We start from the raw sequence: 20,445 nt of genomic DNA, 5'->3' as shown, positions 1-20,445 counted from the left end.
AGGTTGCCTTTCGTTATTGCGAATTCGGGCGAACAGACCTAAATTTTTCCGTGAAAAAGGTAACATGGGTGAAATTGTGAGCAAGGAAAGCCAACTGGACCAGTTTGACAGGAAGATCGTCGATTTGCTGCTCGCCGATGGGCGGATGCCGGTCACCGAGATCGCCTCGCGGATCGGGCTGTCCAAGACGCCGTGCCAGATGCGGGTCAATCGTCTGCGCAAAGAGGGGGTCATTCGCGGCTTTCGGGCCGCGGTTGACCCGGCCAAGCTGGGGCGTAACCACGTCGCCTTTGTCGAGGTGCGGCTGACGGACACGACCGAGGCGGCGCTCAAGGCGTTCAACGCCGCGACCTTGGGGGTGCCCGAGATCGAGCAGGCGCACATGATCGCCGGGGCGTTCGATTACCTGTTGAAGGTGCGCACGCGGGATATTCGGGACTATCGGCGGGTGTTGGGCGAGGTGATCTCGGCCTTTCCGCATGTCGGGCATACCTCGACCCATGTGTCGATGGAGGCGGTCAAGGATCAGGCTTTCTGAGGGGGCTTCCACCCGCGCCCGCCTGAACTGTCCGGGCCAGAAAGACGGATCAGGCGGCGCGTTTGCCGTAGTAGAGCCCGACCACATGTTCCGCCTCTGCGAAGAACAGCCAGCGCGAGGCGAGAATGCCGGCCAGATGGCTGAGGATGGCGAGCGCGCCCAAGAGATGCGGCGCGGCGGGGATCACCAGCAGGACCACCGGCAGGCCGTAGCCGAAGGTCAGCGCGATCAGGCGCAGCTTGCGGGAATGCCTGCGGCCCACGACATGGACAAATTCCCGAAGCAGGTAGTTGGTGCCGGTATGGGGGGGCTCGAACGCGCGGACGCGGCCGGGCGCGCCGAGGCCGGTGGCGGATGCAAGGTTGGTGCCCGAGCGGGCAAGCGCGCTGTCGCCCACCTGCCAATGGGCCACCTGCACGGCGGCCGCCACGGCGAGCAGGGCAGCCGCGACGGTCATCTGACCTGCCAGCAGCGCGCCGCCCGCGAGGGACAGGCCAAGCATATGCGCCGGCGTCAGCCAGTGATGCCAGCGCGGCACGGTCTTGAGCTGGGCGTAGATCATCGAGGTGCTGGACACGGTGGCGAGGGACAGGGCCGCGCCGAGAATGCCGACCGGGGTCAGGCGCGTATCGAGGAAAACAGCGGCAAAGGCGTAGATCCCCATCACCAGCAGGGCCGCAACCGAAAGCCACGCCTCGCGGCTGAGCCAGCTTGTGCGCCATTGGGTGAAAGCCTTGAGCGCGCGCTCGGGGTGACCGAGGTGGAAGGTGGAGGCGAGCAGGCCGCCGACGGCGCAGGCATAGGCGATGGCATAGAGGAAAAACGCCACCCAGCCGGTGACGGGCGGCAGGCCAAGTCCAAGGAACAGCAGCAGGCCGAAGCCGAGGCCGGAAAAGGTGGTGAAGATGATGACGGAAGGAGCGGGATGCATCAGGACATCTCCTCGTCAGAGCGGGCACCGGGCAGGCGGTCCAGCGCCTTGTCGAGCCAGCCGAGAAAGCCGGACTGATCCTCGGCCACCGGGGCCAGATAGGGGGCGAGACTGTCGAGGTCTTCGGCACGGTCCTGCTTGGGGCGCGGGGGCAGGTATTTGTTGACCGGCTTGGTGCCTTGTTCGGGCATCAGATCCATCCCGCCGCGTGCGGCCACAAGCTGCGACACGTCGCTGTCAGGATCGCCCAGATCGCCGAAATGACGGGCCCCGGCGGGACAGGTCCGCACGCAGGAGGGCACCCGGTCAATTTCGGGTAAGGTGTTGTTATATATGCGATCTACGCAGAGGGTGCATTTCTTCATCACGCCTTCCAGCGCGTCGAGTTCGCGCGCCCCGTAGGGGCAGGCCCAGGCGCAAAGGCCGCAGCCGATACAGGCATCTTCGTTGACCAGAACGATGCCGTCCTCGGAGCGTTTGTAGCTGGCCCCGGTGGGGCAGACGGTGACGCAGGGCGCGTCTTCGCAATGCAGGCAGGATTTGGGGAAATGGACCAGTTGTGCGGGGCCCTCTTCGGGGGTGATCTCGTAGCTGTGGACCCGGTTCAGGAACGTGCCCGACGGGTCGCCGCCATAGGCGTCGGCGTCAGAGAGCGGCGCGCCGTAATTCTCGGTGTTCCAGCCCTTGCACGAGATCACGCAGGCGTGGCAGCCGACGCAGGTGTCGAGGTCGATCACCAGCCCGAGTTTGCGGTCCGTGGATGCGGGAAGATCGGTCATTTTTGCCCCGTTGTCATGCGTGCACCCCCCGTACACCCCCTGTGCACCCCCCGTACATACGTCATGTCAGTTCCTCCTTATGGACGGCGGCAGTGACGAAATCGGCCAGATCGGTCGCGAAACGATCGGGGTCTTCCAGAAACGGCGCGTGGCCGATGCCCGGATAGGGCAGGAAACGTCCCTTGGGCATGGCTTTGGCGGCGGCGGCGCCAGTGGCGGGGGACACCACGCGGTCGGCCTCGCCATGGATCACGAGGCCGGGGCAGGTCATCGCCGCGTAGGTCGGGCGCATGTCCCAATCGGCGGCAAAGAGTGCGCGGCGCACCAGCGGCGGGGCCAGCATGTTGGCGGCGACCAACTGGCCATAGGTCTGGCGGTCGAGCGGCCGCGCGGTGCAGGCATCGACGAAACGGGCGGTGGCCGGGATCAGGCGGCTGAGGTCGGAGGTGTAGAGGTCGCGGTCGAGGCCGGGGCTGGACGCGCCCATCATCCAGTCGTCGCGCGCCTTGCCGAGGGCGAGGATGCCGCCCGCCAGCACGACCCCGGCAAGGGCAGCGTCGCCATGAGTGGCGAGATAGCTGGCGATCACCCGGCTGCCATAGGACCAGCCGACAAGGGTGACGTTCGACAGGTGGTGACGAGCGATCACGGCGGCAACGTCATCGCCCCAGAGCGCGGTGTCGGTATAGGCGGCCGGGTCCATCGGCTTGTCAGAGGCACCATGGCCGCGCAGGTCCATTGCAACGAGGTGGAACCGGTCCTTGAGCCGGTCCATCACCTGCCCCCAGCACAGCGATTGCTGCGCCCATCCGTGGATCAGCAGGATGGCCGGGTTGGCGGGGTCGCCCGCCGTGTAGGTGGCGATGCGGGTGCCGTCGGTGCTTGGGATGTTCACAGCGTTCATTTCCCCACCTTCCATGCGAGGTCTTTCGGGCCACGGCCCACCGGCGACTTGATCGGCGGGAAGACCGGCTGCGACTCATCCGGGGCGGGGACTTTCTCGATCTTCACGCGCAGGTCGAACCAGGCGGCCTGACCGGTGATGGGGTCGGAATTGGCCCACCGCAGACCGTCGCCCTTGGGTGGCAGAAGTTCATGTATAAGATGATTGAGCAGGAAACCCTTGGTTGCCTCGGGCGCATCGTCCGACAGCGCCCACGCGCCCTTGCGCTTGCCGATGGCGTTCCATGTCCAGACGGTGTTCTCGTTCAGCGCGGCCATATGCGCCACGGGCACGGTGATCGCGCCATGGGCGGAGCTGACCCTGGCCCAATCGCCCTCGGCAAAGCCGTGCTGCTGCCAGAGCCTGGTGGGCAGGTAGAGCGGGTTGTGGCCATGCAATTGCCGCAGCCACGCATTCTGGGTGCCCCAGCTGTGATACATCGCCATCGGGCGTTGCGTGAGCGCGTGGATCGGGTATTCCACCGGGTCGATATGGCCGTCTTCAAAGGGGGGATACCAGATTGGCAGCGGGTCCATCACGGTCTTGATGCGTTCGCGCAGATGCTCGGGCGGCTGACGGTCGCCGTGGCCCTCTGCCGCCAGTTGAAAGCGGCGCATCGGTTCCACGTAAAGGCTGAAGAGGAAGGGCTGCGGCGTGTCGAAGAGGCCGAGCGATACGGCCCAGTCCTGATAGGCGCTGTTCCACGGTTTGTAATAGAGCGCCTCGTCGGGGATATGCTCCACCGCGAAGCCGCCGTTCTCGATATAGCGGTCGAGTTGGTCCGGGTTGGGTGCCCCGCGCCCGGTCTGGTCGCCGTCCTCGCCGCGAAAGCCCATCAGCGGGCCGATGCCCGGGCGGCGTTCGTGGCTGGTGATGTAGTCTGCGTAGTCTGTCCATTTCGGTGTGCCGTCCTCGTGCACGAAGCCGGGCAGGGACATGCGGTTGGCCAGTTCGATCAGCACCGACTGAAAGCCCTTTACGTCGCGGTCGGGTTCCACCACCGGCCAACGGATGGCGTCGGCGGCGGCGTCTGCCTCGCAGATGGGGCGATCGAGCAGGCTGATGCAATCGTGGCGTTCCAGATAGGTGGTGTCGGGCAGGATCAGGTCGGCATAGGCCACCATTTCCGAGCTGTAGGCGTCGGAATAGATGATGCGCGGGATGACGTAGCGCCCGTCCTCGTGCCGGTCGGTCAACATCTTGATCACGCCGCGGGTGTTCATCGACGAGTTCCACGACATGTTCGCCATGTACATGAACAGCGTGTCGATCGGATAGGGGTCGCCCGCGTGGGCGTTGGAAATCACCATGTGCATCAGGCCATGGGCGCTGAGCGGGTTTTCCCATGTGAAGGCCTTGTCGATGCGGTCGGGGATGCCGTTTTCGTCGATCAGCAGGTCTTCGGGGCCGCGCGGAAAGCCCAGATGCGGGCCGTCGAGCGGGCGACCAGGGCGGTCGTGGCCGTGCGGCGTTGGGTGCGCCTCGATCGGTTTGGGGTAGGGCGGTTTGAAGCGGAAGCCGCCGGGCACCTCGACGCTGCCCAGAAGGATTTGCAGCACATGCAGCGCGCGGCAGGTCTGGAAACCGTTGGAATGGGCGGAGATGCCCCGCATGGCGTGGAAGCTGACCGGGCGGCCGATCATCTTGTCGTGTTTTACACCGCGGAAATCGGTCCAGGGCTGGTCGATTTCGATCTCTTCCTCGAACGCGACGCGGGCCAGTTCCGCCGCGATGTGGCGGATGCGCTCGGCGGTCAGGCCGCAGGTCTCGGCCACCGCTTCGGGCGCGTAGTCGTCGGACATGTAGCGCTCGGCCAGCAGTTGGAACGAGGGGCGGTGCGTGATGCCCGCCTTGCGCCATGTGCCGGCCAGATCGGGCTGAACGCCGGGGGCGTCGAAGGCAGCGGGTTTGCCGGTGCGGCGGTCGAGCACCAGCATCTTGCCGTCTGCATCGCGCAGCAGCAGCCCGTGTTCGGGCGAATGCGGATCGCCGTTCACCAGCACCGGCGCGTTGGTGAACCGGGTGAGGTAGGACAGGTCGATCTTGCCCGCCTTGAGCAGGCAATGGACCAGCGACAGGATGAAAAGCCCGTCGGTGCCCGGCGTGATGCCGACCCATTCATCGGCCACCGCGTTGTAGCCCGAGCGGATCGGGTTGACGCCGATGATCTTGGCACCGCGCGCCTTCATCTTGCCGATCCCCATCTTGATGGGGTTGGAGTCGTGATCCTCGGCCACGCCGAAGATCATCAGCAGCTTGGACCGATCCCAGTCTGGCTGGCCAAATTCCCAGAAGGCGCCGCCCATGGTGTAGATGCCTGCGGCGGCCATGTTGACGGAACAGAAGCCACCATGCGCGGCATAGTTGGGGGTGCCGAAATTCTGCGCCCAGAAGCTGGTGAAGCTTTGCGACTGGTCGCGGCCGGTGAAGAAGGCGAGCTTGTGCGGGGCGGTTTCGTGCAGCTCGTTCAGCCAGCCGACGGCGGTGGAATAGGCCTCGTCCCAGCTGATTTCGCGGAACTCGCCCGAGCCGCGCGGGCCGGTCCTGAGAAGCGGTTTCTTGAGCCGCGAGGGCGCGTTGACCTGCATGATGCCCGCGCTGCCCTTGGCGCAAAGCACGCCCTTGTTCACGGGGTGGTCGCGGTTGCCCTCGATATACGCAACCTTGCCGTCCTTCATATGGACGTCGATGCCGCAACGGCAGGCGCACATGTAGCAAGTGGTCTTGCGAATCTCGTCCGAGACTTTCGGCGAAAGCTCGACCGCCGGTTGCGAATAGGCCATGCGGCCCCCCTGTTGGCGTTTTTCTTGTGTCCGGGCGGAGATTTGCAAGGTCTACCGGACAATGCAATGACCATTCCGCGCCTATCTTGGGGGAAAGGCGTAACATTGCTTGACCTGTCGGCCTAAGGCCAATTTGCTGCAAGGGCCCATGCCAGTTCCCATGTCAGAGGCCCGTCGATGCCCATGTTGCGCCGCCCGTTGCTGTTGATTGCCCTGCTGGTGTCGGGCTGTGTGCCGACCGCAGGCGGGGTGGAATTTTCCTGCGGTTCGGCAGATGGGGCCGCCATTGCAGGCCGCGAGGTCTTTCGCCCCGGTGCGGTGACGGTGGCCGCCGTGGGCGATGTGCTGATGCATATTCTTCTGCAAGAAGATGCCGCCGCGCAGCCAAGCGGCTATGCCGCGCAAGTCGTTCATATGGCGCCCTATCTGCAAATGGCGGATGTGACCGTGGCCAATCTGGAAGGGCCTGCGGCCCGCAACGTGCTGCCCGGCGGGCGCGAGGGCGATGTCGCGCCGGGTGTAATCTATGACGGTCAGATCTATTCCGGCTACCCGACCTTCAACTATCACCCGTCGCTGATCCCGGCGTTGCGGGGGGCGGGGGTGGACGTGCTGCAAACCGCGAACAATCACGCGATGGACCGGGGGCCGTTGGGGGTGGACCGGACCCTGGCGGCCATCGACGCGGCGGGGCTGGCCCATACCGGCAGCCGGACGCGCGGCGCGGCGGGGCCATGGCATACGGTTGTTGAGGCGGGCGGGCAGCGAATTGCCTTTCTCGCCTGTTCCTATTCGACCAACGGGCACCCCGACCCGGCGGGGCAGATCCTGCTATGCTATGACGACGAGGCCGAGGTGCTGGCTGATATCCGGGCGCTGGCCGCCGATCCGCAGGTTGGCGCGGTGATCTTCCTGCCGCATTGGGGCACGGAATATGTGGCCACGCCCAACGCCAACCAGCGGCGGCTGGCGCGGGCGGCGCTGGAGGCCGGGGCGGCGGCGGTTATCGGCACGCATCCCCATGTGCTGCAACCGATCGAGCCCTATCGCACGGCGGATGGTCGGGACGCGTTCATCGCCTATTCGCTTGGCAATTTCATCGCCTCGCAATGGGAGCTGCCGCAGCGCACATCGGCCCTGCTGCTGTTCGATCTGGTCCCCGGCCCGCAGGGGTTGGAAGCACGGATGCCGGCCTATTTGCCGACGCGGGTGACGCGCTATGTCTCGGGCATCATCGTGCAGCCTGCGGAACAGGCCGTGGATGGCGAACAGAGCGTGGCCCATGCGGCGCAGGTTCTGGGGCGCGAGGGGCTGCTGAGTCTGGCGGACATGGCCCGGTTGCAGGGACGTGCGGCCTGCCCGCGCGGGGGCTGACGCGACGGGGTGCCTTGCGCGGGGGTGCCCCCCGTGTCACGCTGGCCCCTCTGGCAACCAAAGACCCGAACCATGACCAAGATTCCCGTTCAGACCGCGCCGGACACGGCCACCGCCGCGCACCTGCCGCAAGTCAGCGCCCCGCGCAATCCCGGCATGGCGCTGGACCTCGATTGGGTGGCCTCGGCGCAGGCCAATACATCGGCCATTGAACGCCGGGCCGCGAGCCTGCCGGGGCGGAGATCCGTCAAGAAAGAGTTTCAGGCGGCGTGGCTGGCGCGGGCGATTTCCTGCATCGACCTGACCACGCTGGCGGGCGACGACACGCCGGGCCGGGTGAAACGGCTTTGCGCCAAGGCGATGCAACCGGCGCGGGCCGATCTGCTGGAGGCGATCGGCTTGCCCGACCTGACCACCGGCGCGGTCTGTGTCTATCACGAGATGGTGCCCACGGCGGTCGCGGCGCTGGCGGGGTCGGGCATTCCGGTGGCGGCGGTGTCGACGGGCTTTCCAGCGGGGCTGTCGCCTTATCCGTGCCGGTTGCAAGAGATCGAGGAAAGCGTCAAGGCGGGCGCCGATGAGATCGACATCGTGATTTCGCGCCGCCATGTGCTGACTGGAAATTGGCAGGCGCTGTATGACGAGATGCGAGAGTTTCGCGCAGCCTGCGGGGATGCGCATGTGAAGGCGATCCTGGCGACGGGCGAGTTGGGGACGCTGCGCAACGTGGCGCGGGCGTCGCTGATCTGCATGATGGCGGGGGCGGATTTCATCAAAACCTCGACTGGCAAGGAAAGCGTCAATGCCACGCTGCCAGTGTCGCTGGTGATGATCCGGGCGATCCGGGCCTATTATCAGGCAACGGGCGTTCGCATCGGTTACAAGCCCGCGGGCGGCATTTCCAAGGCCAAGGACGCGTTGGTATACCTGTCGCTGATGAAAGAGGAACTGGGCGACAGGTGGTTGCGCCCCGACCTGTTCCGCTTCGGGGCGTCGTCGCTGCTTGGCGATATCGAGCGGCAGTTGGAGCACCACGTGACCGGGGCCTATTCCGCCGGTTGGCGGCACGCGATGGCGTGAACGGAGTTTGCAGACCATGACCATCCCCGAGATCTTCGAAACCATGGAATATGGCCCCGCGCTGGAGGATGCCTCCGAGGCGCGGGCGTGGATCGCGCGCCATGACGCCCGGTTCGGGCCGTTCATAGGCGGTGCCTTTGCCGATGCCGGCGAGACCTTTGCCACGCGAAACCCGGCCACGGGCGAGGAACTGGCGCAGGTCAGCCAAGGGTCGCAAGCCGATGTGGATGCCGCCGTGGACGCCGCCGCAAAGGCATTTCCGCGCTGGTCGAAGCTGTCGGGCCATCAACGCGCCCGGCATCTCTATGCGCTGGCGCGGCTGTTGCAGAAACACAGCCGCCTGTTCGCGGTGCTGGAAACGCTGGATAACGGCAAGCCGATCCGCGAGGCGCGCGACATAGATATTCCGCTGGCGCAGCGGCATTTCTATTATCACGCCGGGCTGGCGCAACTGCGCGACAGTGAATTGCCGGGGCATGTGCCGCTAGGCGTCTGCGGGCAGGTGGTACCGTGGAACTTCCCGCTCTTGATGCTGGCGTGGAAGATCGCGCCCGCGCTGGCGGCGGGCAACACCGTGGTGCTGAAGCCTGCCGAATACACCTCGCTCACCGCGCTGCTCTTCGCCGATATCTGCCGCGAGGCGGGGTTGCCCAAGGGGGTGGTCAACATCGTCACCGGCGACGGCGCGACAGGGGCGGCATTGGTGGAGCATCCCGGTATTGCCAAGGTGGCGTTTACCGGATCGACCGAGGTGGGGCGGAAAATCCGCGCGGCTACGGCGGGCAGCGGCAAGGCGCTGACGTTGGAGCTGGGCGGCAAATCGCCTTACATCGTCTTTGACGACGCCGATATCGACAGCGCCATTGAAGGGCTGGTCGATGCGATCTGGTTCAATGCCGGGCAGGTCTGTTGCGCCGGAAGCCGCCTTTTGGTGCAGGAAGGCATTGCCGAGGATTTCCACGCGCGGCTGAAGGCGCGCATGGGCAATCTACGCGCGGGCAACCCGTTGGATAAATGCATCGACATCGGCGCGGTCGTGGACCCGGTGCAGCACGCGCGAATCGCTGCGCTTGTTGATGGCAATACCGATGGCGAGACCTATCGCGCGCCGATCGACCTGCCGGACGCGGGCTGTTTCTATCCACCGACGCTGATCACCGGGCTGGCCCCGTCGGATCGGCTGATGCAGGAGGAAATCTTTGGCCCGGTGCTGGTGTCCACCACGTTCCGCACCCCGGACGAGGCGGTGCAACTGGCCAACAACACGCGCTACGGCCTTGCCGCGACGCTGTGGAGCGAAAACGTGAATCTTGCGCTCGACGTGGCGCCCAAGCTGGCGGCGGGGGTTGTCTGGGTCAACGCCACAAACCTGTTCGACGCGGCGGCGGGTTTTGGCGGGGTGCGCGAAAGCGGGTTCGGACGCGAAGGCGGGTGGGAGGGGCTGTTGGCCTATCTCAAGCCGTCGAACGCGGGAAAACCGGTGAAGCCCGCCAAGGTCCATGACGCGGGCGAGACGGATTTCGAGGGCATCGACCGCACCGCCAAGCTCTATATCGGCGGCAAGCAGGCGCGTCCCGATGGGGGCTATTCCCGGCCCGTGCACGGGGCCCGTGGCAAGCGGCTTGGCCATGTCGGGTTCGGCAACCGCAAGGATATTCGCAATGCAGTGGAGGCGGCGCAGAAGGCGGCCGGGTGGGGAAAAACCACCGGGCATCTGCGGTCGCAAATCCTGTATTTCCTTGCTGAAAACCTGTCGGCGCGGGGTGGCGAATTTGCCGACCGCATCCGCGAGCAAACCGGTCGCTCCGCGGCTTCGGCCAAGGAAGAGGTCGAGGTCGCGCTGTCGCGGCTTTTTTCCTACGCGGCCTGGGCGGACAAGTTCGACGGGGCGGTGAAATCGGTGCCGATCCGGGGCGTGGCCTTGGCCATGAACCAGCCTGTGGGCGTGATCGGGGCGTTCTGCCCGGAAGAGGCGCCTTTGCTTGGTCCCGTATCGCTGCTGGCGCCCGCGATGGCGATGGGCAACCGGGTGATCCTGATCGCCGGGGAAAGCGCGCCGCTGAGCGCGACGGACCTTTACCAAGTGCTCGACACCTCGGACGTGCCGGGGGGCGTGGTGAACATCTTGACCGGCAATCATGGCGACCTGGCGAAACCGCTGGCCACGCATATGGATGTGGACGCTGTCTGGAGTTTCTCGTCCGCCGATCTATCTGCCACGATCGAGGCAGGCAGTGCCGGAACGCTGAAACGCACATGGGTCAATAACGGGCGCAACCCGGACTGGACCGGCGCGGGTGGCGAAGGCCGGGCCTTCCTGCGGGCGGCGACCGAGGTCAAGACGATCTGGGTGCCCTACGGCGAATAGGGGCAGGGTGAACAGGCGATCATGACGGCGAAATTCACGCATCTCATCAAGCTGAGCGTCGGCACCGAGTCGGTCGATGACCTTACCGATTGGCAGGCGATGTCCGGCCAGCGATGGGGCGATGGCCTGCCGCGCCATGTCACGCGGATGTGGCCCAAGCGCGAGGCCGAGGTACTGGACGGCGGGTCGATCTATTGGGTGATCAAGGGGTTCATCCAGGCGCGGCAGCGGGTGCTGCGGCTGGACGAGGTGATGGGCGAGGACGGTGTGCGGCGCTGCGCGATCGTGCTGAACCCCGAGGTGGTGCGCGTCGAGGCGACGCCGAAACGCCCGTTTCAGGGCTGGCGCTACCTCAAGCCCGAGGATGCGCCGCGTGACCTGTCAGGCACACGGGCGAGCGAAGAGCCGCTGCCCGCCGATCTGCAAGCGGCGCTGGCCGAGCTTGGGGTGTTATGACCGGCCGGAAGATATCCGACAAGTGTGTCGGAAAAATCGCCGCATCGCGTCGGGCAAAAGCGCGAGCCGGTCAAACGCGATCCCGCGACCCGATGTGGCCTGATGGTGTCGCATGTCGTATATCGCGGGCGCGAAGAACCGGTTTCCGCTGTTGCGCGACCTTTCTCAGGACAGCTTGTCCAGAAGTTCTTGGAGCGTGGCGCGTTTTTGTGGCGACCATTCGGCCATGCGCGACTTGAACAGCACGGCCTGGCTGCGGTGGATCAACCCGCCTTGCAGGATCGTCAGGTGATTGGCGCGCAGGGTTTCACCGGTCGAGGTGATGTCGGCGATGGCCTCGGCGGTCAGGTTCTTGACGGTGCCCTCGGTCGCGCCCTGGCTGTCGACCAGCTGATAGTCGGCCACCCCGGCTTCACGCAGGAATTCCCGCACCAGCCGGTGATACTTGGTGGCGATGCGCAGGCGGTGGCCGTGGCGGCGGCGGAAATCGGCGGCGGCGGCGTCGAGATCGTCGATGCTGTTCACGTCGATCCAGAATGCGGGCACGGCGATGATGAGATCTGCAAAACCGAAGCCCATCGGGTGCAGTTCCTTGACCACGTCCTGCCACGCGGGGATGCGTTCGCGGACAAGGTCGCTGCCCGTGACGCCAAGGTCGATGCGGCCCGCCTGCAATTCACGCGGGATTTCCCCGGCGGAGAGCAGCACCAGGTCCACGTCCGCGCCATCGACATGGGCGGAATATTCCCGGTCCGATCCGCTGCGGCGCATTTCGACCCCTCTGTCCGCGAACCAGTCGAAGGTCTTGTCCATCAGCCGGCCCTTGGAGGGCACGCCAAGCTTGAGTGTCGTCATGCCAGACCCTCCCGCAATTGCTGCACCAGTTCGGGGCGCACCACGCCCCCCACAGCGGGAATTTCCTGCCCGCGCCCCAGAACGCGGGTCAGCGCGTCGTAACGGCCACCGGTGGCGACGGGGGGCAGGTCGGGCCTGGCCTCGGCGAGGAAGCCGAACACGAAGCCGTCGTAATATTCCATCGTGGTGCGGCCATAGCTGGCCTCGAACGGCAATTCGCTGACCTCGACCCCGGCATCCTGTAGCGCCGCCATCCGCCGCGCCATGCGTTCGACCGAGGGGCCAAGGCCCGGCAGGTCCACGGTGATGTCGCGCAGATGCTGGTGGGCGTTTGGCAGCGTCTCGCGGATGGACAGGATTTCGTCGAGCACCTGCGCCTGGTTACTGCTGATCGGCGGCACGGCGGCTTCGGCCTGAAGCGCTTCGATCCGGGCCAGCACGTCGGCGCGGCTGCGCAGGCCGATTTCGGGTCCAGCGGCCATGATCAGCTTTTCGGCCCCTTCTTTCGCCACTTTTTCCAGCAAGAGCTTGCGCGAGGGGTCCATCTCGACCCGGCCCGTGAACCGGTCGAGCAGGGTGCGGAACCGGCGCGGGCGCCAAATATGGCGCATCAGGGCGTTCTTGCGCCGTTCGGTGGTTTCAAGGGTTTCGACGGCGGCCTTGAGGATGCCGATATCGCCGGTCGCGGGCCGCAGCCCAAGGGGCGATAGCGCCTCGTTGAACAGCGAGAATACCTCGGCATCGGCGCGCTCGGGATCTGCCCGGTCAAAGACCTCGTAACCCACTTGCAGATATTCGGTGGCGCGGCGCGACCCGGCTTGCTGTTTGCGGAAGACCTCGCCCAGATAGGTGTAGCGCGCAGGCTCACCGCCATGTTCCATATGGGTCTGCACAACGGGCACGGTGAAGTCGGGGCGCAACATCATCTCGCCCCGGTCAGGGTCTTGGGTGACGTAGGCGCGCGCGCGGATATCTTCGCCGTAAAGGTCCAGCAGCGTATCGGCGGGTTGCAACAGGTCGGCATCGACGGGCATCGCGCCCGCGGCCTTGAAAAAGGCGAACAGGCGCTCGGCCTCGGCCCGGACGGTGATCTTGTCGGTCATTTGCCCCGGTCCAGAATGGCGCGCACTTCTTTCACAAGATCCTTGACGGGAACTTCGCGTTGCGCGGGCTGGGATTTCCACTCTTCAAGGCTGGCCTCTTCGGCGATCTGCGCACCAAGAACCAAGTCCTTGATCTGCACAACGCCCCGCGCGGCCTCGTCGCTGCCTTGGATAACGGCCACCGGGCTTTCGCGCTTGTCCGCATATTTCAGTTGGTTGCCGAAATTCTTCGGGTTGCCCAGATAGACTTCGGCCCGGATGCCTGCCTGCCGCAACTCGGTCGCCATGCGCTGGTAGTCCACCATGCGGTCGCGGTCCATCACGGTCACCACCACCGGGCCTTGCGCGCCGCCGCCGATGCGCCCCTTGGCACGCAAGGCGGCCAACAGCCGGTCCACCCCGATGGAAACCCCGGTTGCGGGCACGGCCTGCCCGGTGAAGCGCTTGACCAGATCGTCATACCGCCCGCCGCCCGCCACGCTGCCGAACTGGCGCGGGCGGCCCTTGTCGTCGAGCACCTCGAAGGTCAGCTCCGCCTCGTAGACCGGGCCGGTGTAATAGCCGAGGCCACGCACGACGGACGGGTCGATGACGATGCGGTCGGGGCCGTAACCCTGCGCGTCGAGAAGGGAAGCGATGGTTTCGAGTTCCTCGACGCCTTGCTCGCCGGTCGAGGAGGTGGCGATGGCCGCGCGCAGGTTGGCCAGCGTGTGCTCTGCATCCGTGCCCTTGGAGGTTAGGAAAGCGATCACCGGTTCTGCCTGCTCATCGGTCAGGCCGACGCCGTCGATATAGGCCCCCGAGGCATCGAGGCGTCCCTTGCCGAGCAGCTCGCGCACGCCCGCTTCGCCGACCTTGTCGAACTTGTCGATGGTGCGCAGGACGGCGTTGCGAGTGTCTTCATCGTCCCCCACGCCCATGGTTTCCAGAACGCCCGTCAACACCTTGCGGTTATTCACCCGCACGATGTAATCGCCGCGCGGGATTCCCACGGCTTCCAGCGTGTCGGCCAGCATCGCGCAGATCTCGGCGTCGGCGGCGACAGAGGGCGCGCCGACGGTGTCCGCGTCGCATTGGTAGAACTGGCGGAACCGCCCCGGCCCCGGCTTTTCGTTGCGCCAGACCGGCCCCATGGTGAAGCGGCGGTAGGGCGCGGGCAGGTCGTTGCGAAATTGCGCGGCGACGCGGGCCAGCGGCGCGGTCATGTCATAGCGCAGCGCCAGCCATTTGCCGTCGTCTTCTTCCTGCCACGCGAAGACGCCCGCATTGGGCCTGTCCACGTCGGGCAGGAACTTGCCAAGCGCCTCCACGGTTTCGACGGCCGAGCTTTCCAGCGGATCGAAGCCATAGCGGTGATAGACCTCGGCGATGGTGTCGAGCATCGCCTTGCGGTCGGTCACTTCCGCGCCGAAATAGTCACGAAAGCCCTTGGGCGTCTCTGCCTTGGGGCGGGGCTGTTTCTTTTGCTTGGCCATCGCTGTCGTCCCTTGCGATCGGGTTCCGCGTGGCGTCTAGCCTAGGGGGCGCTTGGGGGCAAGGCGGCGGGGTGGCTTTCGGCGGGAAACCCTGTAGGAGAGGCATATGAGCGACGTTACCCAGATTCAGGAAACACTGGCCCACCTGACTCGTCAGGTCGAGGAGTTGTCCGACGTGATCGCCCGGCAGGACGCCGAGATCGCCCGGCTCACCCGCCGGGTTGAAATGCTGCTGCAACGCGAGGCGGAGCGTGAACTCGACATTGGCGGCACGGTCCCGCTGGCCGACCAGAAACCGCCGCACTGGTAACGGCTCTTCCTTCTTCTTTGTAAAAATACTCCGGGGTTTGGGGCTGGCCCCAAGCGGATCGGCGATGCCCCCGCCTTGGCGGGGGGTGAGCCGAGCCGCCCGCGGATCGCCGCCGTCAGGCGGCGACACGCCACGGTCACGCGGCGGCCTTCCCGGCCCCGAACCGGGTGTGGTGGCGCGGGAAGGGCACCAGCCGTTCCTGATCCTCGTCCCATAGCTTCAGGGTGAAACTGCGGATCGCCTCGGGCCAGTTGATCGTCGGCAGGTTGAACTCGTCGCGGATCGCCCGGTGGCATTTTCGCAGGCGGTAGCTGGGGATGTTGGCGTTGAAATGGTGGATGTCGTGATAGGCGATGTTGCCGGTCGCCAGGTCGAACCACCAGCCAAGGTCCAGCGCCGACGAGCCCTGAAGCGCCGCCAGGTCGTGGCGCAGATCGGGGCGGCGGTCCCAGTAGGTGTCTTCGAAATTGTGTTGCAGGTAGACAAGGAACACCCCCGCGCAGGCGGCCACGAAAACGGTTGCGCCATAGACGACCATCGCGGGCACGCCCCCCAGCCAGTAAAGCAGCGCGATCCACGCCGCCAGCAACAGGTTATGGGCCAGCACCCCGGCCGGGCCGATCTTCATCGTGTTCTTGGGCCAGCGATAGCGCAGGGCGTAGACGAAGATACCGCCCACCGGGATCAGGAAGAACGGGTTGCGGTACAGCCGGTAGCCGAAGCGGTGCAGCGGCCCGGCGGCTTCCCACTCGCGCAGGGTCATGGTGTGAATCTCGCCCGAGCGCCGCTCTTCCAGGTCGCCGAGGAACTTGTGGTGTTGGTTGTGGTTGTTCTGCATCGCCCGGTACGGCGTGAGGGTAAAGGTGGACAGGCCGTAGCCTGCCCAATCGTTCATCCAGCGCTTGGTGAACAGCGAATTGTGCCCGCAATCATGTTCCAGAACGTAAAGCCGGACACCCGCCAGTGCGTTGATCACGATCAGCGGGGCAACCAGATACCACGCGTCATAGAAATAGACGGCGAGGTAGAGGGTCAGGAAATAAACCGCGAAGGTGCCGAAATAGCTGGTCGCGGCCAGCCTGTCGCTGCGGTGGCAATAGGCGCGGGTGACGTCTCTTATTGTCATCGACTCTGTCTCTCGCTTTGCGACCCTGCGGGGCTAGGCTCGATCGCCCTGCTTGGTCAGAGATGTGTCCATCCAAAGGCCATTTCAATTTTATGTGACAATATTTTAGCGCCTGCCGCGACGTCGGTCGACTCTTGCCGAAAAAACCGGCGTCAGACCGCCAGCGCGGGGCCGCGCCGGGGGCGTGAGCGCAACAGGATCGTGCCGATGATTGCCATGTTCAGCAGGTTGAAGGCGATGCCGTTGAGGAAGGCCATCTGGTAGCTGCCGGTCAGGTCGAAGATCCAGCCCGACATCCAGCCGCCAAGGGCCATGCCGCCGATGGTGGCCATCATCACGAAGCCGACACGGCTGCCCGCTTCGCGCGCGGGCAGGTATTCGCGGACGATGATCGCATAGCTTGGCACGATCCCGCCCTGGCTGAGGCCGAACACGAGGCTGACGATATAAAGCGGGGTCAGACCCGAGGTGGGCAAGTAGAGAAACAGCGCGAGGCATTGCAGCGACGAGCCGATCAGCAGCGTCGTCACGCCCCCCAGCCAATCGGCCAACGCCCCCGAGACGAGGCGCGAGGCGACCCCGCCAAGCAGCATCAGCGACAGCATCTCGGCGCCGATGGCAGGGCCGAACCCAAGGTCGGTGCAATAGGCGACGATATGGACCTGCGGCATCGACATGGCCACGCAGCAGCCGACGCCCGCCAGTCCCAGCAGGATGGTCAGCGTGCGCGGTGAAAAACTGGCGGTGCGGGCGCGCAGGGCAGCCGAGGTCTCGGCCTCCATCCGGGCGGCCTCGGGCACCTTGGCGCGCAGCAGGAAGGCCAGCGGGATCATCACCACGATCGTGGTCAGCGCGATGACCGCGTAGGCCGCGCGCCAGCCTTGCCCGGCGAGGATGCCCGACAGGATCATCGGCCAGATCGCGCCGGACAGGTAATTGGACGAGGCCACCACGGCGACCGCGATACCCCGGCGCTTGAGAAACCAGTGCGACACATCGGCGATGAGGGGGCCAAAGCTGGTGGCCGTGCCGAAGCCGATGGCCAGTTGCGCCCCTGCCAGCGTCACGAAATTCGGTGCCATCGCAGCGGCGGTAAAGCCCGAGGCGATCAGCAGCGCTGCGCCCACCATGGCGGCGGTGATGCCCCAACGGTCCACCGCGCGGCCAATGAAATAGTTGCCAAGCGCAAAGCCCACCATGGTCATGGTATAGGCCAGCGAGGCATCGGCCCGGTCGAGGTGAAACTCGGCCTCGATCGCGGGCAGGATCACGATGATCGCCCACATGCCGACATTGCCCACCAGCCCGATGGTGAGGGACATGGCAAGGCGCAGCCACGAGGCGCGCGAGTCGAGGGCGGAAGGAGGCGTCATGGTGGCGACGTTAGGGGGCGTCCGGCGGGAAGGGAAGAGGCGAGATCGCGGGCCCGTTGTGAACTGGCCGGGAATCGGGGATGGTGAACGCCGGGATGTCAGGGTCACGTCTGGCACCGCTGCGGGACTCGGACGGGAGGCTTCCTCGTGAAGAGGCTGAAACACTGGGCGCGCAGGCTGAAACGGGACCTGCTGGCGTTGTGGATCGCGGCCCGAGATCCGCGCACGCCGCTCAGCGCAAGGATGGTTGCCACAGCGGTCGCGGCCTATGCGCTCAGCCCGATTGACCTGATCCCCGATTTCATCCCGATTTTGGGCTATGTCGATGATCTTCTGCTCTTGCCGCTCGGTATCCTGGTCGCCATTCGGTTGATCCCGCCGGCCCTGATGGCCGAGTTTCGGCAGCGCAGCTGCGAATGGAAATGGCCACCGGCCAGCTTGGCCGGAGCAGTGGCCATCATCGTGATTTGGGGTCTGTTGGCTGCACTCGCCGCTGGCATGATCCTGGCGCGCGGATGACCCGCTTGCCCCGCCCTCTTTCGCGGGAAGGTGAACGCGGGTGGGCAGGCACGGCACTGGTCGGGGGGTGGCTTGCGCCCCATCTCTGCCTCAAGGCATGATGTGCCATCAGGAAAAGGAGACGTGCGATGTTCGGTTTTGCCCGCAAGAAGACTGAGATGGTGTCGAAAGACGAGGCCCTGCCCGGGCGGGAGACGCCGATCCCGACCGCCGAGACCCATTTCGTGACCGGTCGTCCTCTGACGGCTGAGGTGCCCGAGGGCATGGAGGCCGCGATGTTCGGCATGGGCTGTTTCTGGGGCGTGGAACGGATGTTCTGGGGCCTGGACGGCGTCTGGTTGACCATGGTGGGCTATGCTGGCGGCCACACGCCGAACCCGACTTACGAAGAGGTCTGCACCGGGCGCACCGGCCACAACGAGGTGGTGCGTGTGGTTCATGACCCCAAGGTCATCTCCTATGCGGCGCTGCTCAAGGTTTTCTGGGAAAACCACGACCCGACGCAAGGGATGCGGCAGGGCAATGACGCGGGCACCCAGTATCGCTCGGGTATCTACAGCTTTTCCGACGCACAGCGGCAGGCGGCGCTCGACTCGCTGCCGGAGATGCAGACGCGGTTGAAAAAGGCCGGGTTCGGCGCGATCACGACCGAGATCCTGCCCGCGCCCGCGTTCTATTTCGCGGAAGATTACCACCAGCAGTATCTGGCCAAGAACCCCTCGGGCTATTGCGGCATTGGCGGCACCGGCGTGACCTGTCCGATCGGCGTCGGCGCCTGAGGCACCGATCCGGGGGGCGGCCCGTTCACGTCCCTTGCGGGGGCCATCGCCGGGCCGCGGCTGCCGGCGGACCCGGGCGACAGGCGGTGCCCATGCGCGCGTGCGGGTCCGGTTGCCTGGTCGCGTGAGGATTTGAACCAGGCAAAAGGTCAGTAGGGGTGTTTCGGGGTGCGGTCGTCCGAGAGGCTTTGCTGGCGGCGCTCCACCAGCATCTCGATCGCGTCGGCCAGATGCTCTTCGGCGATGTTGTAGTCGCCGCGCGCGACGCGCAGGCGGTGCGCCTCGATCATCACGTCGGCATGGGTGCAGCCCACCGGCGGTTCGAACCTGTAGGAGGCCAGTTCGATGAGCAGCCCCATGGGGTCTTTGAAATAGATCGAGTCCATGAACCCCCGGTCCTTGGGGCCGGAATGCGGGATCCCGCGCGCGTCCAGCCGTTTGACTGCCTGTGAAAAAGTGGCCTTGCTGACATTGAAGGCGAGGTGATGCACGCAGCCCGGCTCGGTCGGGGTGCGGCGCGGGTCGGGGCTGCGATCTTCGTTGGTGAAAACGGTGATCAGCCGACCGTCACCCGGATCGAAATAGAGATGCCCCTCTCTCGGGTTGTCCAGATTTGGCTGGTCGAAGATGAAGGGCATGCCCAACACGCCTTCCCAGAAATCAATCGAGGTTTGCCGGTCCGCGCCGGTCAGCGTGATGTGATGCACGCCCTGGGCCTGAAGTTTGCGCATGGGATCCTCCGCCGCTTGCCTGTGGAACAGGATAGGGCATGTGGCCCGGCAGGCAACCGCCGACACGGCAGCGCAATCCGGCAAAGCCCCGCTGATCTTTGCGCGGGGGCGGCGGTGCCATCTTCTGACCAAGGATCGCCCGCTAGGCTGTGGCCTGCGTTTCGCACAAGATAAAGAAGGAAAGCCCATGTCGTGGACAGGACGTAAACCAGTTGTAACCAGTTCCCTGATTGCGCTGATGGTCACCTTGGGGCCGATTGCAACCGCGTTGACCGTGCCCACCCTGGCCCATGCCCAAGGCAATGGCCAAGGGCATGGGAACGGCGGCAATTCCGGCAACGGGGGTGGCCATGGTAATGCCGGGGGCCAGTCCGGCGACCATGAAAACGCCGGGGACAACGGCAATGGCCACGGACAGGTCGCCAGCGCGCTTGGCGGGTTGAACGCGGCCCATGCCTCGGATCAGGCCTTTGCCCATGCCGCCGCCGAAAGCACCGTGGGCCAGCTTGCCCCCTATCGCGAGGCCGTGGGCGCGGTGGACGATGCCTATCTCGACTGGCAGGTGGCCTATGCCGCCTATATCGCCGAGCAAAACGGCTATTCCGGGCGTGGGTCAGGGGAAATTCAGGCCGATATCGACGCGCTGGACCAAACCTCGGACACCTATGACGACGATCTTGCCGCGCTCAACGCCGAACTGGACGCCGCGGTGAACCACGAAAACGATCTGGTAGCGTTGGCCACCACTTCGAACGAGGCCGCCGCGGTCTATCAGGATGCGCAGGCAACGGCGCAGGAGGACCTGTCCCGGCTCGCCGATGCAGGCGACCTGTCGGACGAAACGCTGGCCGAGTTGCGTGCGCTGCTGAGCCACTGAGCCGCCACTGGCCGTGGCCGTGAAACGGAAACGGGCGCGTCCGTG

Annotated in this window: 19 protein-coding genes; 9 read left to right on the top strand and 10 right to left on the bottom strand. The window is 65.6% G+C overall.

The genetic code is table 11. From position 1 onward, the window contains the following. Window positions 1–64: 64 nt before the first annotated feature. Window positions 65–538 carry an Lrp/AsnC family transcriptional regulator gene (locus BKY27_RS00980; protein WP_071672549.1) on the top strand — a complete coding sequence of 158 codons (474 nt, stop codon included), beginning with the start codon at window positions 65–67 and terminating at the stop codon, window positions 536–538. Between the two features lie 49 nt (window positions 539–587). Here BKY27_RS00980 and BKY27_RS00975 read toward each other — a convergent pair whose 3' ends face one another. From BKY27_RS00975 to BKY27_RS00960, 4 genes are all read right to left on the bottom strand, one after another. Continuing rightward, window positions 588–1,469, bottom strand: a complete 882-nt coding sequence (locus BKY27_RS00975) for a dimethyl sulfoxide reductase anchor subunit family protein (protein WP_071672548.1) — start codon at window positions 1,467–1,469, stop codon at window positions 588–590. Beyond that, window positions 1,469–2,248, bottom strand: a complete 780-nt coding sequence (locus BKY27_RS00970; protein ID WP_071672547.1) for a 4Fe-4S dicluster domain-containing protein — start codon at window positions 2,246–2,248, stop codon at window positions 1,469–1,471. The genes BKY27_RS00975 and BKY27_RS00970 overlap by 1 nt, the downstream gene beginning before the upstream one ends. Window positions 2,249–2,309: 61 nt before the next feature. Continuing rightward, window positions 2,310–3,152: an alpha/beta fold hydrolase gene (locus tag BKY27_RS00965; RefSeq protein WP_158514948.1), complete on the bottom strand. Its 843-nt coding sequence runs from the start codon at window positions 3,150–3,152 to the stop codon at window positions 2,310–2,312. Beyond that, complete coding sequence (locus BKY27_RS00960; RefSeq protein WP_071672545.1) at window positions 3,149–5,974, bottom strand: molybdopterin oxidoreductase family protein; 2,826 nt, start codon at window positions 5,972–5,974, stop codon at window positions 3,149–3,151. The genes BKY27_RS00965 and BKY27_RS00960 overlap by 4 nt, the downstream gene beginning before the upstream one ends. Before the next feature lie 177 nt (window positions 5,975–6,151). Here BKY27_RS00960 and BKY27_RS00955 point away from each other — a divergent pair, with 177 nt between their 5' ends. The 4 genes from BKY27_RS00955 to BKY27_RS00940 all read left to right on the top strand — a co-directional run bounded on the left by BKY27_RS00955 (window position 6,152) and on the right by BKY27_RS00940 (window position 11,252). After that, window positions 6,152–7,348: a CapA family protein gene (locus BKY27_RS00955; RefSeq protein WP_071672544.1), complete on the top strand. Its 1,197-nt coding sequence runs from the start codon at window positions 6,152–6,154 to the stop codon at window positions 7,346–7,348. Window positions 7,349–7,420: 72 nt separating this feature from the next. Continuing rightward, entirely contained in the window at window positions 7,421–8,428 is a 1,008-nt protein-coding gene (gene deoC, locus BKY27_RS00950; protein ID WP_071672543.1) for a deoxyribose-phosphate aldolase, read from the top strand. Window positions 8,429–8,444: 16 nt separating this feature from the next. After that, the gene (locus tag BKY27_RS00945) at window positions 8,445–10,796 is read left to right on the top strand and encodes an aldehyde dehydrogenase family protein (RefSeq protein WP_071672542.1); all 2,352 of its coding nucleotides are present in this window, start codon (window positions 8,445–8,447) and stop codon (window positions 10,794–10,796) included. A 21-nt stretch (window positions 10,797–10,817) separates the two neighbouring features. Next, a complete protein-coding gene (locus BKY27_RS00940) occupies window positions 10,818–11,252 on the top strand; it encodes a DUF1489 family protein (RefSeq protein WP_071672541.1) in 435 nt (144 codons plus the stop codon). A 165-nt stretch (window positions 11,253–11,417) separates the two neighbouring features. On the opposite strand, the gene hisG is transcribed toward BKY27_RS00940, so the two are convergent. Genes hisG through hisS form a run of 3 tightly spaced genes read right to left on the bottom strand, consistent with a single transcriptional unit; the run spans window position 11,418 to window position 14,685 of the window. Next, window positions 11,418–12,107 (bottom strand): ATP phosphoribosyltransferase, encoded by a 690-nt coding sequence (gene hisG / locus BKY27_RS00935; protein ID WP_071672540.1) that lies wholly within the window; start codon window positions 12,105–12,107, stop codon window positions 11,418–11,420. Further along, window positions 12,104–13,210: an ATP phosphoribosyltransferase regulatory subunit gene (locus tag BKY27_RS00930; RefSeq protein ID WP_071672539.1), complete on the bottom strand. Its 1,107-nt coding sequence runs from the start codon at window positions 13,208–13,210 to the stop codon at window positions 12,104–12,106. The genes hisG and BKY27_RS00930 overlap by 4 nt, the downstream gene beginning before the upstream one ends. Beyond that, the gene (hisS, locus tag BKY27_RS00925) at window positions 13,207–14,685 is read right to left on the bottom strand and encodes a histidine--tRNA ligase (RefSeq protein WP_071672538.1); all 1,479 of its coding nucleotides are present in this window, start codon (window positions 14,683–14,685) and stop codon (window positions 13,207–13,209) included. Before hisS ends, BKY27_RS00930 begins: the two co-directional genes overlap by 4 nt. A gap of 106 nt (window positions 14,686–14,791) precedes the next feature. Here hisS and BKY27_RS00920 point away from each other — a divergent pair, with 106 nt between their 5' ends. Then, window positions 14,792–14,995: a SlyX family protein gene (locus BKY27_RS00920; RefSeq protein WP_071672537.1), complete on the top strand. Its 204-nt coding sequence runs from the start codon at window positions 14,792–14,794 to the stop codon at window positions 14,993–14,995. Between the two features lie 136 nt (window positions 14,996–15,131). On the opposite strand, the gene BKY27_RS00915 is transcribed toward BKY27_RS00920, so the two are convergent. Both BKY27_RS00915 and BKY27_RS00910 read right to left on the bottom strand, forming a co-directional pair. Further along, window positions 15,132–16,121: a fatty acid desaturase gene (locus BKY27_RS00915; RefSeq protein WP_071672536.1), complete on the bottom strand. Its 990-nt coding sequence runs from the start codon at window positions 16,119–16,121 to the stop codon at window positions 15,132–15,134. 152 nt (window positions 16,122–16,273) lie between these two features. Beyond that, window positions 16,274–17,494 carry an MFS transporter gene (locus BKY27_RS00910; RefSeq protein WP_071672535.1) on the bottom strand — a complete coding sequence of 407 codons (1,221 nt, stop codon included), beginning with the start codon at window positions 17,492–17,494 and terminating at the stop codon, window positions 16,274–16,276. Between the two features lie 147 nt (window positions 17,495–17,641). Between BKY27_RS00910 and BKY27_RS00905 the strand changes: the two genes are divergently transcribed. After that, on the top strand, window positions 17,642–18,013 hold the full coding sequence (locus tag BKY27_RS00905; RefSeq protein WP_071672534.1) for a YkvA family protein: 372 nt from the start codon (window positions 17,642–17,644) through the stop codon (window positions 18,011–18,013). 128 nt (window positions 18,014–18,141) lie between these two features. Then, on the top strand, window positions 18,142–18,792 hold the full coding sequence (gene msrA, locus BKY27_RS00900; protein ID WP_071672533.1) for a peptide-methionine (S)-S-oxide reductase MsrA: 651 nt from the start codon (window positions 18,142–18,144) through the stop codon (window positions 18,790–18,792). Window positions 18,793–18,941: 149 nt separating this feature from the next. Here msrA and BKY27_RS00895 read toward each other — a convergent pair whose 3' ends face one another. Then, the gene (locus BKY27_RS00895) at window positions 18,942–19,523 is read right to left on the bottom strand and encodes a VOC family protein (RefSeq protein ID WP_071672532.1); all 582 of its coding nucleotides are present in this window, start codon (window positions 19,521–19,523) and stop codon (window positions 18,942–18,944) included. A gap of 187 nt (window positions 19,524–19,710) precedes the next feature. Between BKY27_RS00895 and BKY27_RS00890 the strand changes: the two genes are divergently transcribed. Beyond that, complete coding sequence (locus BKY27_RS00890) at window positions 19,711–20,400, top strand: hypothetical protein (RefSeq protein ID WP_146636136.1); 690 nt, start codon at window positions 19,711–19,713, stop codon at window positions 20,398–20,400. Window positions 20,401–20,445: the final 45 nt, after the last annotated feature.

The sequence above is a fragment of the Nioella nitratireducens genome (assembly GCF_001879715.1).
GTDB classification, from domain to species: Bacteria; Pseudomonadota; Alphaproteobacteria; order Rhodobacterales; family Rhodobacteraceae; genus Nioella; species Nioella nitratireducens.
The sequence above is the reverse complement of the archived record's forward strand: the minus strand, read 5'-3'. Positions and strand labels throughout refer to the sequence as shown.

Excerpts from the sequence above, each read along its gene's own strand:
- BKY27_RS00980 (WP_071672549.1), top strand. The coding sequence starts at position 65 with ATGGGTGAAATTGTGAGCAAGGAAAGCCAACTGGACCAGTTTGACAGG.
- BKY27_RS00975 (WP_071672548.1), bottom strand. The coding sequence starts at position 1,469 with ATGCATCCCGCTCCTTCCGTCATCATCTTCACCACCTTTTCCGGCCTC.
- BKY27_RS00970 (WP_071672547.1), bottom strand. The coding sequence starts at position 2,248 with ATGACCGATCTTCCCGCATCCACGGACCGCAAACTCGGGCTGGTGATC.
- BKY27_RS00965 (WP_158514948.1), bottom strand. The coding sequence starts at position 3,152 with ATGAACGCTGTGAACATCCCAAGCACCGACGGCACCCGCATCGCCACC.
- BKY27_RS00960 (WP_071672545.1), bottom strand. The coding sequence starts at position 5,974 with ATGGCCTATTCGCAACCGGCGGTCGAGCTTTCGCCGAAAGTCTCGGAC.
- BKY27_RS00955 (WP_071672544.1), top strand. The coding sequence starts at position 6,152 with ATGCCCATGTTGCGCCGCCCGTTGCTGTTGATTGCCCTGCTGGTGTCG.
- deoC (WP_071672543.1), top strand. The coding sequence starts at position 7,421 with ATGACCAAGATTCCCGTTCAGACCGCGCCGGACACGGCCACCGCCGCG.
- BKY27_RS00945 (WP_071672542.1), top strand. The coding sequence starts at position 8,445 with ATGACCATCCCCGAGATCTTCGAAACCATGGAATATGGCCCCGCGCTG.
- BKY27_RS00940 (WP_071672541.1), top strand. The coding sequence starts at position 10,818 with ATGACGGCGAAATTCACGCATCTCATCAAGCTGAGCGTCGGCACCGAG.
- hisG (WP_071672540.1), bottom strand. The coding sequence starts at position 12,107 with ATGACGACACTCAAGCTTGGCGTGCCCTCCAAGGGCCGGCTGATGGAC.
- BKY27_RS00930 (WP_071672539.1), bottom strand. The coding sequence starts at position 13,210 with ATGACCGACAAGATCACCGTCCGGGCCGAGGCCGAGCGCCTGTTCGCC.
- hisS (WP_071672538.1), bottom strand. The coding sequence starts at position 14,685 with ATGGCCAAGCAAAAGAAACAGCCCCGCCCCAAGGCAGAGACGCCCAAG.
- BKY27_RS00920 (WP_071672537.1), top strand. The coding sequence starts at position 14,792 with ATGAGCGACGTTACCCAGATTCAGGAAACACTGGCCCACCTGACTCGT.
- BKY27_RS00915 (WP_071672536.1), bottom strand. The coding sequence starts at position 16,121 with ATGACAATAAGAGACGTCACCCGCGCCTATTGCCACCGCAGCGACAGG.
- BKY27_RS00910 (WP_071672535.1), bottom strand. The coding sequence starts at position 17,494 with ATGACGCCTCCTTCCGCCCTCGACTCGCGCGCCTCGTGGCTGCGCCTT.
- msrA (WP_071672533.1), top strand. The coding sequence starts at position 18,142 with ATGTTCGGTTTTGCCCGCAAGAAGACTGAGATGGTGTCGAAAGACGAG.
- BKY27_RS00895 (WP_071672532.1), bottom strand. The coding sequence starts at position 19,523 with ATGCGCAAACTTCAGGCCCAGGGCGTGCATCACATCACGCTGACCGGC.
- BKY27_RS00890 (WP_146636136.1), top strand. The coding sequence starts at position 19,711 with ATGTCGTGGACAGGACGTAAACCAGTTGTAACCAGTTCCCTGATTGCG.